Genomic DNA, 15831 nt, shown 5'->3' with positions numbered 1-15831 from the left:
GTTTTCGGCCATGTCTACCGAGAAGTAGGAAACGCACAGCGAATTCACAGCGAGTCTTCGCGCCCCGCCGCGCCGCCCCGAACGCACCGAGGGCGGCACCCCGGATCATCCGGGGTGCCGCCCTCCGTCTCTGTGCGGCAGAGTCGCGCGACGGGTCGCGCCCGGGGTCAGGCGCGGGAGTCGTCGCCGCCCAGGTGGTGGACGCGGACCATGTTGGTCGTGCCCGGGACACCGGGAGGGGAGCCGGCCGTGATGATCATCGAGTCGCCCGGGTGGTAGCGGTTGAGCTTCAGCAGCTCCGCGTCCACCAGGTCGACCATCGCGTCGGTGTTGTCCACGTGCGGGACCACGTACGACTCGACGCCCCAGCTCAGCGTGAGCTGGTTGCGGGTGCCGGTGTCGGTGGTGAAGGCCAGGATCGGCTGGCACGCGCGATAGCGCGACAGGCGGCGGGCCGTGTCGCCGGACTGGGTGAAGGCGACGAGGGCCTTCGCGTCGAGGAAGTCGGCGATCTCGCAGGCCGCGCGGGCGACGGCGCCGCCCTGGGTGCGCGGCTTCTTGCCCGGGACCAGCGGCTGGAGGCCCTTGGAGAGGAGCTCCTCCTCGGCCGCCGTGACGATCTTCGACATCGTCTTGACGGTCTCGATCGGGTACGCGCCGACCGAGGACTCGGCGGACAGCATGACCGCGTCCGCACCGTCGAGGATGGCGTTGGCGACGTCGGAGGCCTCGGCGCGCGTCGGGCGCGAGTTGGTGATCATCGACTCCATCATCTGGGTCGCGACGATCACCGGCTTGGCGTTGCGGCGGCACATCTCGATGAGCCGCTTCTGGACCATCGGGACCTTTTCGAGCGGATACTCGACGGCCAGGTCACCGCGGGCCACCATGACGGCGTCGAAGGCGTCCACCACGGCCGCCATGTTCTCGACGGCCTGGGGCTTCTCCACCTTGGCGATGACGGGGACCCGGCGGCCGACCTCGTCCATGACCTTGTGGACGTCCTTGACGTCGTTGGCGTCGCGGACGAAGGACAGGGCGACCATGTCGCAGCCCATCCGCAGCGCGAAGCGCAGGTCGTCGACGTCCTTCTCCGACAGGGCGGGGACGTTGACGGCGGCACCCGGCAGGTTGATGCCCTTGTGGTCCGAGATGACACCGCCCTCGATGACGATGGTCTTGACCTTGGGGCCCTCGACCGCGGTCACGCGGAGCTCGACGTTGCCGTCGTTGATCAGGATCGGGTCGCCCTGGGAGACGTCGCCCGGCAGGCCCTTGTAGGTGGTTCCGCAGATGGACTTGTCGCCGGGGACGTCCTCGGTGGTGATGGTGAACTCGTCACCGCGCACCAGCTCGACGGGACCCTCGGCGAAGGTCTCCAGGCGGATCTTCGGACCCTGGAGGTCGGCGAGGACGCCGACGGCACGCCCGGTGTCCTCGGAGACCTTCCGGACGCGGTCGTACCGCTCCTGGTGTTCCGCCTGGGATCCGTGGCTGAAGTTGAATCGGGCCACGTTCATGCCTGCCTCGATGAGCGCTTTCAGCTGCTCATACGAGTCGACGGCGGGGCCCAGGGTGCAGACGATTTTGGAACGGCGCATGAAGCGGATCCTATCCGGTTTGTTTCGCAGCGGAATATTCCGTCTGGTGGAAAGTCCAAGTGACTACTGAGTAACCAGCGCGTACGTCTGGGCGGCGATCTCCAGTTCCTCGTCCGTCGGGACCACGGCCACGGCCACCCGGGCGTACTCCGTCGAGATCAGGCGCGGCTCCGAGGAGCGTGCCGCGTTGGCCTCCAGGTCCAGCGCGAGGCCCAGCTCGGCCAGCCCGTCGACCGCGGCCTCCCGGACCTGGTGGGCGTTCTCGCCCACGCCCGCCGTGAACGCCACCGCGTCCACCCGGCCGAGCACGGCCGAGTAGGCGCCGATGTACTTCTTCAGACGGTGGACGTAGGCGGCGAAGGCGGTCGCCGCCGCCTCGTCGCCCTCGCCCGCGCGCCGCAGCACCTCGCGCATGTCGTTGTCGCCGCACATGCCCAGCAGACCGCTCTTCTTGTTCAGGAGCGAATCGATCTCATCCACCGAGAGGCCGCCTACCCGCGCCAGGTGGAAGATCACGGCCGGATCCAGGTCACCCGAGCGGGTTCCCATGACCAGTCCCTCCAGCGGGGTCAGCCCCATGGAGGTCTCCACGCACACCCCGCCGCGCACGGCCGAGGCCGAGGCGCCGTTGCCCAGGTGCAGCACGATCACGTTCACGTCCTCCACCGGCCGGCCGAGGAGCTCGGCCGTGGCCCGCGAGACGTAGGCGTGGGAGGTGCCGTGGAAGCCGTACCGCCGGATGGAGTACTTGTCCGCCGTCTCGGCGTCGATCGCGTACCGGGCCACGTGCTCCGGCATCGTCGAGTGGAAGGCGGTGTCGAAGACGGCCACCTGCGGGAGGTCGGCGCGCAGCGAGCGGGCCACCTCGATGCCGGTCACGTTCGCCGGGTTGTGCAGCGGGGCGAGCGGGATCAGGCTGCGGATCTCCGCCAGCACCTCGTCGTCGATCACCGTGGGCCGGGTGAACCGGGTCCCGCCGTGCACGACCCGGTGGCCCACGGCCGCGAGTTCGGGGGAGTCCAGCCCCAGGCCGTCGGCGGCCAGCTCCTCGGCCACCGCCCGCAGCGCTGCCTCGTGGTCGGCGATCGCGCCGACCCGCTCGCGCTTGCCGCCGGCGGCGCCGGGTCCGGTCAGCGGTTCGTGGACCAGGCGCGAGGTCTCCTCCCCGATCCGCTCCACCAGCCCGACGGCGAGACGGCGGGAGTCCGCCATGTCGAGGAGCTGGTACTTCACCGACGAGGAGCCGGAGTTGAGGACGAGTACGCGCGATGCGGTCACGGGTGCGGTGCCTTCTCGTGTGTGGGGGTGACGCGTGGGGTGGGGGGCGTGCGGGTCAGCCGGCCGTCTGCTGCGTCTGCTGCGTCTGGGCCTGGATCGCGGTGATCGCCACGGTGGTGACGATGTCCTGGACCAGGGCGCCGCGCGAGAGGTCGTTGACCGGCTTGCGCAGGCCCTGGAGGACCGGGCCGACCGCGACGGCGCCCGCCGAGCGCTGCACGGCCTTGTACGTGTTGTTGCCCGTGTTGAGGTCGGGGAAGATCAGCACGGTCGCCCGGCCGGCCACCTCCGACTCGGGCAGCTTGGTCGCGGCGACGGAGGGTTCCACGGCGGCGTCGTACTGGATCGGACCCTCGATCAGCAGGTCGGGGTGCAGCTCGCGGACGATCTCGGTGGCCTTGCGCACCTTGTCGACGTCCGCGCCGGAGCCGGACGTGCCGGTGGAGTACGAGAGCATCGCGATCCGCGGCTCGACGCCGAAGGCGGCGGCGGTGGCGGCCGACTGGACGGCGATGTCCGCGAGCTGCTCGGCGCCCGGGTCCGGGTTGACCGCGCAGTCGCCGTAGACGAGGACCTTGTCGGCCAGGCACATGAAGAAGACCGAGGAGACGATGGAGGCGTCGGGCTTGGTCTTGATGATCTCGAAGGCCGGGCGGATGGTCGCGGCGGTGGAGTGCACCGAGCCGGAGACCATGCCGTCGGCCAGGCCCTCCTGGACCATCAGGGTGCCGAAGTAGTTGACGTCGGTGACCACGTCGTGGGCCAGTTCGACGGTCATGCCCTTGTGGGCGCGGACCTGCGCGTAGTACTCGGCGAATCGTTCCCGCAGGGGAGAGGTCGCCGGGTCGATCAGTTGGGCCGCCGAGATGTCGATGCCCAGGTCGGCGGCCTTCTTCAGGATCGCCGGCTCCTCGCCGAGCAGGGTCAGGTCACAGACCCCGCGCCGCAGCACCACGTCCGCGGCGCGCAGCACGCGCTCCTCGGTGCCCTCGGGCAGCACCACGCGGCGGCGTTCGGAGCGGGCCCGCTCCAACAGCTCGTGCTCGAACATCATCGGGGTGACGCGTTCGGAGCGCGCCACCGACAGCAGGTCGCGCAGCTCGGCGGTGTCCACGTGACGCTCGAACAGGCCGAGCGCGGTCTCCAGCTTGCGCGGGGTCGCCGAGTTCAACCGGCTCTGGAGCGAGAAGAGTTCGGCGGCCGTGGGGAAACTGTTGCCGGCGACCGAGACCACCGGGGTGCCCGGCGCGAGCTTCGAGGCCAGCGTCAGCACGGCCGGCGTCGGCCGCTCGTTGAGCGTCAGCAGCACGCCGGCGATCGGCGGGGTGCCGGAGGTGTGCGCGGCCAGCGCGCCCACGACCAGGTCGGAGCGGTCCCCGGGGGTGACCACCAGGCATCCGGGGGTCAGCGCGTTGAGGAAGTTCGGCAGCATCGCGCCGCCGAAGACGAAGTCCACGGCGTCGCGCGCCAGCCCGGCCTCGTCGCCCAGCAGCACCTCGCCGCCGAGCGCGCGGGTGATCTGGGCGACGGTCGGCGCGGAGAGCGACTTGTCGTCCGGCAGCACGTAGCAGGGCACCGGCATCCGGGCGGCCAGGCGCTCGGCGATGTGGTCCCGGTCCTCGGCCGCCACCCGGTTGACGACCATCGCCACGACGTGGCAGCCCAGGCTCTCGTACGCCCGGTAGGCGTTGCGGGTCTCGGCGCGCACGGCCTCGGCGGGGTGCTTGGTGCCGCCCACGACGGGCACGACCACGGCCCCCAGCTCGTTGGCGAGGCGGGCGTTCAGCGCCAGCTCGTCCGGGAGGTTGGTGTCGGCGTAGTCGGTGCCGAGGACGAGCATGACCTCGTAGTCGCGGGCCACCCGGTGGTAGCGGTCGACGAGCCGGGAGACCAGTTCGTCGGTACCCTTCTCGGCCTGGATGGCCCAGGCCTCGTGGTACTCCATGCCGTAGGCCGTCGACGCGTCCTGGTCGATCCGGTAGCGGGCCTTCAGCAGGTCGAAGAGCCGGTCCGGAGCGTCGTGCAGCAGCGGACGGTAGACACCGACCCGGGCTGTCTGGCGGGTCAGCAGCTCCATGATTCCCAGCTCGACGACCTGTCGGCCGTCCCCCCGCTCGATACCGGTCACGTACACGCTGCGCGTCACGCGTGCTCTCCGTCCATGTGTCGCCGCGGCGCGGTTCCTGGGCGCCGCGCGCGGATCTCCGAGTCGGTCGACCCGGTTGATAGGGGATTGACCTCTTGACAATACCTCTGCGGGCAGATAGGTCGCCCGCCGGGAAAAGGGCCTGTCCAAGGGGCCGAAAGACCCTTCGGGGGTAGTGGCGTGCAGAGCGCCCCACCCCCGGCCCATGGAACAATCGGACAGGCTTCATCAATACGCCCTTCATATGTACGGTCGCCCGCCCGCACGCGGACGGCCAGGTACGACCAGGAGCAGGAGACACAGCACGATGCGTATCGGAGTTCTCACCGCAGGCGGCGACTGCCCGGGCCTCAACGCTGTCATCCGGTCGGTCGTACACCGCGCCGCCGTCGGCCACGGAGACGAGGTCATCGGCTTCGAGGACGGTTTCAAGGGCCTCCTCGACGGCAACTTCCGCCCGCTCGACATCAATGCCGTCAGCGGCATTCTCGCGCGCGGCGGCACGATTCTCGGCTCGGCCCGCATGGAGCGGGCCCGCCTGCACGAAGCCGCCGAGAACGCCCGCGAATTGGCGACCCGCTACGGCATCGACGCGCTCATCCCGATCGGCGGGGAGGGCACGCTCACCGCCGCACGCATGCTGTCGGAGGCCGGGATGCCGGTCGTCGGCGTGCCGAAGACCATCGACAACGACATCTCCTCCACCGACCGCACCTTCGGGTTCGACACCGCCGTCATGGTCGCGACCGAGGCCATCGACCGCCTCAAGACCACCGCCGAGTCCCACCAGCGCGTGATGGTCGTCGAGGTCATGGGGCGGCACGCCGGCTGGATCGCCCTGGAGTCCGGCATGGCCGGCGGCGCCCACGGGATCTGCCTGCCGGAGCGCCCCTTCGAGGTGGACGCGCTGGTGAAGATGGTGGAGGAGCGGTTCGCCCGCGGCAAGAAGTTCGCCGTCATCTGCGTCGCCGAGGGCGCGCACCCGGCCGAGGGCTCCATGCCGTACGAGAAGGGCGCCATCGACGCGTACGGTCACGAGCGCTTCGCCGGCATCGGCAACCGCCTCGCGGTCGAGCTGGAGCGCCGCCTGGGCAAGGAGGCCCGCCCGGTCATCCTCGGCCACGTCCAGCGCGGCGGCACCCCGACCGCGTACGACCGCGTGCTCGCCACCCGCTTCGGCTGGCACGCCGTCGAGGCCGTCCACCGGGGCGAGTACGGCAACATGACCGCGCTGCGCGGCACCGACATCGTGATGGCCCCGCTGGCGCACGCCGTCACCGAGCTGAAGACGGTCCCGGAGGACCGCATGTACGAGGCCGAATCCGTCTTCTGACCGGTGCCCGGCCCGCGCGAGCGGGACCTACGTCCCGACTTCCCGCGCCGAACGGCCCCGGTCGAGTCCCTCCGCGGACCGACCGGGGCCGTTTCGTCCCCGGCCCCAACCGCCCGGAACGTGTCCTACTCCGCACCGCCGGCGATGGCCCAGAAGCGGTTCACGATGTCCGCGAGGTAGTCCCGGCCGGAATCCCCCGTCCCGGCGGTGCCCTCCCCGCCGCCCCAGCTCAGGGTCGCGACCATGCGGGACTGGTACTCGCCGTGCAGCCGCTCCAGCACCCGTTCCAGGTGCGCCTTCGGCACCGGCAGCATCTTGGACAGCGGTTTCCCGTAGGCCTGCCAGCGCGTGGTGACCGCGCTGCGCAGCAGGTCGGCCAGTTCCTCGTGCTTCCCGGTCGCGGTCACGAACTGGGCCAGGGTCAGTCCCAGCGTCGAGGCGAGGGCGGCGGACTGCCGCTCGTTGCCCTTCCAGCGGCCGGTGTCCTCCATCTTCTGGTAGGAGTTCGTCTCCAACCCGATGCGCCGGGCCAATTCCTCGGCGGCCATCCCCCTGGCCATTCGATGCTCCCGAAGGGTGACCGGCGCGGCGATGAGTTCCCCGGGGGAACACCACAGCACGCCGGCGAGCGCCGTGAGCTCGGCGGAAGTGGGTGAGACCTCGCCCCGCTCCCAGGCCATCACGGTTTCGGGCGCGACATTCAGTCCGTACTGGGCGCGCAGGCCATAAGCGACGTGGCCGGGCGCCATGCCCAGGGCCGCGCGCAGACGACGCGCGGCGGGGGCATTGAAGGGGGGGCTGGAGTGCACAAGCACACCGTAGGAGTGGCCAAGGCGTGGCGACTACAGACCATTCAAACAAGCTGATAACTCGTAGGAAAGTACTATGGAATTCGGGGCTTTATGCCGGTTTCCTGGCGACTGTCCGGTAATCGGGGCCGTCGAAAGATCCATTTCCAGCGTACGGATTCAGCCACTCCATTTCGCCGGTACCCCCACAATCGGAGAGTGATCCCCGTCACAGGATGTGAACCGGCCATGCGACCGATCCGTGATCCCTTTCGGGGCCCTCGCGCACGGGGGTGGCGAGGGCCCCGAAAAAGGGTCGTCCTCAGGGCCTGAACCACACCGTCGCCATCGGCGGCAACGTCAGCCGCAGACTCGCCGGCCGCCCCTGGGCCGGAACCGGATCGGGCCGCAGCGACTGGAGGTGCCGGACACCGCTGCCGCCGTACCGCTCCTCGTCGGTGTTCAGGACCTCCCGCCACACCGGGACCTCCTCCGGCACCCCGAGCCGGTAGCCGTGCCGCACCACCGGCGAGAAGTTCGACACCGCCAACAGCTGCGAACCGTCCTGCGCGAACCGCAGGAACGCGAAGACGTTGTCGTCCGCCGCGTCCGCCTCCACCCAGGCGAAGCCCTCCGGCACCGTGTCCTGCTCCCACAGCGCCGGCGCCGACGTGTACGCGCGGTTCAGGTCGCGCACGAGCGTGCGCACCCCGCGGTGGTCACCGGCCGCCGGATAGGACTCGTCCAGCACCCACCAGTCCGGCCCGTACGTCTCGGACCACTCCGACCCCTGCGCGAACTCCTGCCCCATGAACAGCAGTTGCTTTCCCGGGTGGGCCCACATGAAGCCCAGGTACGCGCGGTGCGCCGCCCGCTGCTGCCACCAGTCGCCCGGCATCTTCGACACCAGCGAGCGCTTGCCGTGCACCACCTCGTCGTGCGAGATCGGCAGCACGTAGTTCTCGCTGTACGCGTACACCATCCCGAACGTCATGTCGTGGTGGTGGTACTTGCGGTGCACCGGCTCCTTCGACACGTACCGCAGCGTGTCGTGCATCCAGCCCATGTTCCACTTCAGGCCGAAGCCCAACCCGCCCGCGTCCGTCGGCCGGGTCACGCCCTCCCACGCCGTGGACTCCTCCGCGATCGTCATCACGCCCGGGCAGCGCCGGTACACCGTCGCGTTCATCTCCTGGAGCAGCGCCACCGCGTCAGGGTTCTCCCGGCCGCCGTGCTCGTTCGGCGTCCACTCGCCCTCCGCGCGCGAGTAGTCCAGGTAGAGCATCGAGGCGACCGCGTCCACCCGCAGGCCGTCGACGTGGAACTCCTGGCACCAGTACACCGCGTTCGCCACGAGGAAGTTGCGGACCTCCTTGCGCCCGTAGTCGAACTCCAGCGTCCCCCAGTCCGGGTGCGCCGCACGCTGCGGGTCGGGGTGCTCGTACAGCGGCCGGCCGTCGAACTCGGCCAGGGCCCACTCGTCGCGCGGGAAGTGCGCCGGCACCCAGTCGACGATCACCCCGATCCCGGCCCGGTGCAACGCGTCCACCAGGAACCGGAAGTCGTCCGGTGTGCCCATCCGGGACGTCGGCGCGAAGTAACCGGTGACCTGGTAGCCCCAGGAACCGCCGAAGGGGTGCTCCGCGACCGGCATCAGCTCCACGTGCGTGAAACCGAGCTCCTTGACGTACGCCGGCAGCTGCTCGGCGAGCTGCCGGTACGACAGCCCCGGCCGCCACGACGCCAGGTGCAACTCGTACACGGACAGCGGGGCCTGGTGCGGCGGCCGGAGCCCGCGCGTGGCCATCCACTCCGCGTCCTGCCAGGTGTGGTGCGAGGCGGTGACCACCGACGCGTTCGCCGGCGGGACCTCCGCGTACCGCGCCATCGGGTCGGCGCGCACGGTGTGGCTGCCGTCCGGGCGCGTGATGTCGTACTTGTACATGGTGCCCTCGCCGACACCGGGCAGGAACAGCTCCCACACCCCGGTCGAGCCCAGCGAGCGCATCGGGTACGCCACCGAGTCCCAGTACGAGAAGTCGCCGGTGACCCGCACCCCCTGGGCGTTCGGCGCCCACACCGTGAACCGGGTGCCGGCCACGCCCTGGTGCTCCATCGGCTCGGAGCCCAGCGCCGTCCACAGCTCCTCGTGCCGGCCCTCGCCGATCAGGTGCAGGTCCAACTCGCCGAGCGCCGGCAGGAACCGGTACGGGTCGTGAACCTCGATCTCGTCGCTGTCGTACGCCACCAACAGCCGGTACTCCGGCACGTCGGACAACGGCAACAGCCCGGAGAACAGCCCGTCCCCCTCGTCGCACAACTCGGCGCGCAGCCCCTTGCCGAGGACCGTCACCGCCTTCGCGTACGGGCGCAGGACCCGGAAGGCCACCCCGCCGCGCCGGGCCCGGGCGCCGAGCACCGCGTGCGGGTCGTGGTGCCGGCCCTCCAGCAGCCGGGCCCGTTCCTCGCCGCCCAGCGCGGGCGCCGGCCGGACCCCGTGGGGTGGCGCGGCCTTGCGGGCCCGGGGCGCGCGGGCCTTCCGAACGGGCTCGGGGGTGACCCCGGATTCGTCGCGGACGGTCGGTGACGGCTGTCGTGCGGCGCTCACGCGAGCGGCCTCCTCGGGGGCTTCGGATGGGGGGTGGTGGAGCCTGGGACGGTCGGCGGGGTCACGGGGTGTCCCGGCCGGTGGGCGGGCCGCTGGGGTTCGGACAGCCGCCGGATCGCCGCCATCGGGACGTGCAGCCAGTCGGGACGGTGCCGGGACTCGTAGCGGGCCTCGTACACCGCCTTGTCGGTCTCGTACGCGCGCAGCAGCACGGGGTCCTCGCGCGGGTCGCGTCCGCTGGTGCGGGCATAGCCCTCGCAGTACGCCGCCCGGCAGGCGTCCGCCCAGGCGGGCGCGAACGGACGGTGGGAGCGGGCCGCGTAGTCGAAGGAGCGCAGTATCCCGGCGATGTCCCGCACCGCCGGTTCGGGCCGCCGCCGGTCGGCCAGCGGCCGGGCCGGTTCGCCCTCGAAGTCGATCAGCGCCCAACTGCCCTCGACGGTGCGCAGGGTCTGCCCGAGGTGCAGGTCGCCGTGGATGCGCTGGGCGGACACCCCGCCGCCCCGCGAGGCGGCCAGGGCGTCGAAGGCGCCGCGCAGTCCCGCCTCGTACGGTCGCAGCGCGGCCACCTCCCGGGCGGTCGCCGCCAGTCGGGCCGTCATCCCGGCGGCGAGCCGCGCGGTCTGCTCCGGCCCCAGGGCCACGGTGGGCAGGGCGTCGGCCAGGGCGTTGTGCACCTCGGCGGTGGCCCGGCCCAGCGCGTGGGCCTCGGCGGTGAAGTCGGCCCCGGCGCCGAGCCGGCGCAGCGCGAGCTGCCAGCCGTCGTCGGAGCCGCGCAGGTACGGCTGGAGCACGCCCAGGGTCAACGGTTCGCCGCCGGGCAGGTCGGCCTCGTACCAGGCGACCGGCGCGGGCACCCGGGCGCAGCCCGCGGCGGCCAGCGCCCTGGGCAGCTCCAGGTCCGGGTTGACCCCCGGACCGACCCGGCGGAACACCTTGAGGATGTACGAATCCCCGTAGATCAGCGAGGAGTTGGTCTGTTCCCCGGACAGCGGCCGGGGCGTCGGCGCGGCCGGGATCAGGGCTCCCGGGTCCCGCTCGAAGCGCAACGGTCCGAGGACTCCGGGGGAGCGCAATCGTTCCAGCAGCAGCGCGGCGAGCCGCGGATCGCCGAGTCCCTCGTAGACGGCCTGCCCGGCGTACGGCCCCTGCTCCGCGTGCCCGATCAGGGCGGGCGCGAGCGCCGGCGGCAGGTTCGGGCGTACCCCGAGCAGCAGTTGGTAGCAGTCCGAGCTGCCCTCGGCGTCCACGCCGACGAGCAGGTGCAGCAACCCGGGTGAGGCCCCGGGTGGCAGGAGTTCGACGGCCGAGACCAGTCGAAGGCGCGTGATGGCGCGCCCCTTTCCGGCGAACCAGCGCTGCCTCGGCAGCCAGTTGCGCAGCATGGGTTCGAGCGGTCCGAGTGGGACCGCGGCCAGGCTGCCCTGGCGACTCCGGGCGGATGCAGCCTCCGACATGGCGTCGCGTCCTTTCCCCGGGCCGTCACAGAATGCGCAGAGTGTCCCGGATGGCGATGGTTGCTGTCCGGCGGTGAACGAGTGTCGGGCCATGGATGATCCGTACAGGGGCGGGCGATTGACCCATTCGCGCGCCTTTTGCTCTTCGGGTCGCTCTTCGGGCCGTTCCCCGGGCTCGGTTCGTCCCGGGGCCCGGCAGCCCGACTCGCGGGGTCGTACGTGCTCGAAAGCGCTCGTGTGGGGCGTTCCTTCGCGCGTTCGACCCCGTTCCGCGGGCGTGCCCCTTCGGCTCGCTCGCCCGGTGCCGACGTCGGTTCACGTCGGCTCCGGTGGGAGCGGACCCCGCGTGCTACTCGGTGCGGAGCCGGAACCAGTAGAAGCCGTGTCCCGCCAGGGTCAGCAGGTACGGCCACTCGCCGATCGGCGGGAAGCGCACGTCACCCGTGAGCTCCACCGGAACCCGCCCGTTGAACGACCGCAGGTCCAGCTCGGTGGGCTGCGCGAAGCGCGAGAAGTTGTGCACGCACAGCACCAGGTCGTCCCCGTACTCGCGGAGGAACGCGAGTACCGCCGGGTTCGACGACGGCAGTTCGGTGTACGAGCCGAGACCGAAGGCGGGGTTCGCCTTGCGGATCTCGATCAGCCTGCGGGTCCAGTGCAGCAACGACGAGGGCGATGCCATGGCCGCCTCGACATTGGTGACCTGGTACCCGTGGACCGGGTCCATGATGACCGGCAGGTTCAGCCTGCCCGGATCGCACGAGGAGAAACCGGCGTTGCGGTCCGGGGTCCACTGCATGGGGGTCCGGACGCCGTCGCGGTCGCCCAGCCAGATGTTGTCGCCCATGCCGATCTCGTCGCCGTAGTAGAGCACCGGCGAACCGGGCAGCGACAGCAGCAGGGCGGTGAACAGCTCCATCTGATTGCGGTCGTTGTCCAGGAGCGGCGCGAGCCGGCGGCGGATGCCGATGTTGGCGCGCATCCGCGGGTCCTTGGCGTACTCGGCGTACATGTAGTCGCGCTCTTCGTCCGTGACCATTTCGAGGGTGAGCTCGTCGTGGTTGCGCAGGAAGATGCCCCACTGGCAGCGGTCCGGGATCGCCGGTGTCTTGGCCAGGATTTCGGAGACGGGGTAGCGGGACTCTCTTCGCACCGCCATGAAGATGCGCGGCATGACGGGGAAGTGGAAGGCCATGTGGCATTCGTCCCCGCCCTTCGCGAAGTCGCCGAAGTAGTCGACGACGTCCTCGGGCCACTGGTTGGCCTCCGCGAGGAGGACCGTGTCGGGGTAGTGCGCGTCGATCTCGGCGCGGACCCGCTTGAGGAGGGTGTGGGTGCGCGGCAGGTTCTCGCAGTTCGTGCCCTCCTCGGCGTACAGGTAGGGCACGGCGTCGAGCCGGAAACCGTCGATGCCGAGGTCCAGCCAGAAGCGGAGCGCCGAGATGATCTCCTCGACCACGGCAGGGTTCTCGTAGTTGAGGTCCGGCTGGTGCGAGAAGAAGCGGTGCCAGTAGTACTGCTTGCGTACCGGGTCGTACGTCCAGTTGGAGGTCTCGGTGTCGACGAAGATGATGCGGGCGTCCTGGTACTGCTTGTCGTTGTCGGCCCACATGTAGTAGTCGCCGTACGCGCCGTCGGGGTCCTTGCGGGACTGCTGGAACCACTCGTGCTGATCGCTGGTGTGGTTCATGACGAAGTCGATGATCACCCGCATGCCGCGCTGGTGCGCGGCGTCCACGAACTCCACGAAGTCGGCGAGGTCGCCGAACTCGGGGAGTACCGAGGTGTAGTCGGAGACGTCGTAGCCCCCGTCGCGGAGGGGTGAGGCGAAGAACGGCGGTAGCCAGAGGCAGTCGACGCCCAACCACTGGAGGTAGTCGAGCTTGGCGGTGAGCCCCTTGAGGTCACCCACGCCGTCGCCGTTGCTGTCGTGGAAGGAGCGGACGAGGACCTCGTAGAAGACCGCCCGCTTGAACCAGTCGGGATCGCGGTCCTTGGCGGGGGTGTCCTCGAACGTGTCGTGGACGGGATCGTTGATCATCATGTGATGGGTGACCCTCCGGTGGGCGGGGACGGTCGCAGAGCGGCCAGTACGTGCGCGGGCGTGCGGCCCGGCTCTAGGCGCACGTAGTTCGCCCTGCCCCAGTGATAGGTCTCGCCGGTGAGCTCGTCGCGCACCGCGAGGGACCCGTGCCAGTCGAGGCCGAGTACCGGCATGTCCAACGAGACCGTCGCCTCCTGGGTGTGGTGCGGATCGAGGTTGACGACCACCAGTACGGAATTGGCTCCGGCGTGCTTCGAATAGGCGATCACCTGTTCGTTGTCGGTCGAATGGAAGTGGATGTCGCGGAGCTGTTGGAGGGCCGGGTTGCGCCGACGCAACCGGTTCAGGGCCGTGATCAGTGGGGCGATGCTCAGCCCGTCGCGATCGGCGGCCGCCCAGTCGCGTGGCCGGAACTCGTACTTCTCGGAATTCAGGTACTCCTCGCTGCCCTCCTTGACCGGGGTGTTCTCGCAGAGCTCGTAGCCGGCGTAGACGCCCCAGGCGGGGGACAGGGTGGCGGCGAGTACGGCCCGCACCTCGAAGGCCGGGCGGCCGCCGTGCTGAAGGTACGCGTGGAGGATGTCGGGGGTGTTGACGAAGAAATTCGGCCGCATGACGGAGGCCGAACGGTCGCCGGACAGCTCGGTCAGGTACTCGGTCAGCTCGGCCTTGGTGTTGCGCCACGTGAAGTACGTGTAGGACTGCTGGAAGCCGACCGCGGCGAGCGCGCGCATCATCGCGGGACGGGTGAAGGCCTCGGCGAGGAAGATCACGTCGGGGTCGGACTTGTTGATGTCCGCGATCACCTTCTGCCAGAACACGACAGGCTTGGTGTGCGGATTGTCGACCCTGAAGATCCGCACGCCGTGATCCATCCAGTGGCGCAGGATCCGGACCGTTTCCTCGACGATGCCGGCCATGTCGGTGTCGAAGTGGATCGGGTGGATGTCCTGGTACTTCTTCGGCGGGTTCTCGGCGTAGGCGATCGTCCCGTCGGCGCGGTGGCGGAACCACTCCGGGTGCTTCTCCACCCACGGGTGGTCCGGGGAGCACTGGAGCGCGAAGTCCAGCGCGATCTCCATCCCCAGCTCGTGGGCCCGCGCGACGAAGGCGTCGAAGTCCTCGATGGTGCCCAGTTCGGGGTGGACGGCGTCGTGACCGCCCTCGGTGGAACCGATCGCCCAGGGCACACCGGGATCCCAACTACCGGCGGACAGGGTGTTGTTGGGGCCCTTGCGCCAGGTGCTCCCGATGGGGTGGATCGGCGGCAGGTACACGACGTCGAAGCCCATGGCGGCGATGGCCGGCAGCCGCTCGGCCGCGGTCCGGAAGGTCCCGCTGACCGGGGCCGAGCCGGGCTCCAGCACCGCTCCCTCGGAGCGCGGGAACATTTCGTACCAGGAACCGAACAGGGCCCGCTTGCGCTCGACGAGCAGCGGCAGGGCCTTCGCGGCGGTGACCAGCTCCCGGAGGGGCCGCCGGGCGAGGGCCGCCACCACCGCGGGCGCGAGGGCGGCGGCGTGCCGCTCGGCGGGGTCCCGGTCCTCGTCGCGCATGACCTCGGCGGCGGCCAGCACGTCCGCCCGGCCGTCCCGCTTGGGGATCTTCGCGGCGGCCCGCTCGTGGAGCTCGGCGCCTTCGAGGAGGGTCAGGTCGGCGTCGATCCCGGCGGGGACCTTCACGGCGGCGTGGGCCCGCCAGGTGGCGAGCGGGTCGCTCCACGCCTCGACGGTGTACGTCCACCTCCCCTCGACCTCGGCGGACACCCGGGCCCCCCACCGGTCGGTGCCGGGGGCGAGCTCGCGCAGCGGTACGGGAGGCCGCAGCCGCCCGCTCGGATCTCGGAGTACGACGTGGGCGGAGACGGCGTCGTGGCCCTCGCGGAACACGGTGGCCGAGATCTCGAAGACCTCGTCCACAACCGCCTTCGCGGGTCTGGCGCCGCAGTCGACGGCGGGGCGGACGTCCAGCACGGGAATGCGACCGATCATGATGGGATCACCTGGGGGCAGTTCGCAGGGCTCGGTGACAACGGACCGACTGTCTGGGCAGCCGGCAGTGCACGCTCTGTTCGCTCTGTTTCTAGCCGCTCGGAAGACGGCTGCGCTGCGGGCATGGCCGCTCCTGTCCGCGTTCACTCGGGTGGCGGGAGGTGGGCGGGGTTGCCTCCGGACGGAGCCCGGGGCCTGGTGCGCCGTGCGTGTACCCGGGGAGCCCTTCCCACTCTGGTCCCGCCCAACCCGGGTGCTCGGTTAACTACTCGTACGTAGCGGCACGCGGATCGCGAAGGGCCGGATCGACATCGGTCGAGGCTCCGTCAAGTCGGTGAGGACCGACTGATGTACAGCGGCACACCCCCTGTCCCAGTTGCCTCACGGGCCCCGCAGACACCCTTGTTCCGCTCCGTCGGGCCCGCGCATCTCGTCTGCCCCGGCAAGCGCGGGGGCACGCGGCCGAATGGTCCGCGGGGCAGGGATCCGGCCGGAATCGCACCCTCGCGGCGGACGGGACCGGGCGGCCCGCGGCGGGCGTGCCGGCCGGTCGCCGGCCGTCTGCGGCCTTCGCCGGAAGACCCG

Annotated in this window: 9 protein-coding genes; 1 reads left to right on the top strand and 8 read right to left on the bottom strand. The window is 70.6% G+C overall.

What is annotated here, in order from left to right; genetic code table 11:
* Positions 1-167: 167 nt before the first annotated feature.
* The 3 genes from pyk to pta form a co-directional block, all read right to left on the bottom strand.
* Positions 168-1601 (bottom strand): pyruvate kinase, encoded by a 1434-nt coding sequence (pyk, locus tag OTB19_RS11535; RefSeq protein ID WP_053677515.1) that lies wholly within the window; start codon positions 1599-1601, stop codon positions 168-170.
* Positions 1602-1664: 63 nt separating this feature from the next.
* Positions 1665-2879, bottom strand: a complete 1215-nt coding sequence (locus OTB19_RS11530) for an acetate kinase (RefSeq protein ID WP_267797971.1) — start codon at positions 2877-2879, stop codon at positions 1665-1667.
* Between the two features lie 55 nt (positions 2880-2934).
* A complete protein-coding gene (gene pta, locus OTB19_RS11525; protein WP_267797970.1) occupies positions 2935-5025 on the bottom strand; it encodes a phosphate acetyltransferase in 2091 nt (696 codons plus the stop codon).
* A 307-nt stretch (positions 5026-5332) separates the two neighbouring features.
* Here pta and OTB19_RS11520 point away from each other — a divergent pair, with 307 nt between their 5' ends.
* Positions 5333-6358, top strand: coding sequence for an ATP-dependent 6-phosphofructokinase (locus OTB19_RS11520; RefSeq protein WP_267797969.1), 1026 nt, complete (start codon positions 5333-5335; stop codon positions 6356-6358).
* 125 nt (positions 6359-6483) lie between these two features.
* On the opposite strand, the gene OTB19_RS11515 is transcribed toward OTB19_RS11520, so the two are convergent.
* From OTB19_RS11515 to OTB19_RS11495, 5 genes are all read right to left on the bottom strand, one after another.
* The gene (locus OTB19_RS11515) at positions 6484-7173 is read right to left on the bottom strand and encodes a helix-turn-helix domain-containing protein (RefSeq protein WP_267797968.1); all 690 of its coding nucleotides are present in this window, start codon (positions 7171-7173) and stop codon (positions 6484-6486) included.
* A 295-nt stretch (positions 7174-7468) separates the two neighbouring features.
* Complete coding sequence (gene glgB, locus OTB19_RS11510; RefSeq protein WP_267797967.1) at positions 7469-9754, bottom strand: 1,4-alpha-glucan branching enzyme; 2286 nt, start codon at positions 9752-9754, stop codon at positions 7469-7471.
* Positions 9751-11211 carry a maltokinase N-terminal cap-like domain-containing protein gene (locus OTB19_RS11505; protein ID WP_267797966.1) on the bottom strand — a complete coding sequence of 487 codons (1461 nt, stop codon included), beginning with the start codon at positions 11209-11211 and terminating at the stop codon, positions 9751-9753. Before OTB19_RS11505 ends, glgB begins: the two co-directional genes overlap by 4 nt.
* A gap of 349 nt (positions 11212-11560) precedes the next feature.
* Positions 11561-13255, bottom strand: coding sequence for a maltose alpha-D-glucosyltransferase (gene treS, locus OTB19_RS11500; RefSeq protein ID WP_267797965.1), 1695 nt, complete (start codon positions 13253-13255; stop codon positions 11561-11563).
* Entirely contained in the window at positions 13252-15246 is a 1995-nt protein-coding gene (locus OTB19_RS11495) for an alpha-1,4-glucan--maltose-1-phosphate maltosyltransferase (RefSeq protein WP_267797964.1), read from the bottom strand. Before OTB19_RS11495 ends, treS begins: the two co-directional genes overlap by 4 nt.
* Positions 15247-15831 lie beyond the last annotated feature (585 nt).

This window comes from Streptomyces sp. H27-H5 (assembly GCF_026627505.1).
In the GTDB taxonomy this organism is placed as follows: domain Bacteria; phylum Actinomycetota; class Actinomycetes; order Streptomycetales; family Streptomycetaceae; genus Streptomyces.
This window is presented reverse-complemented; position numbering and strand designations above follow the sequence as displayed.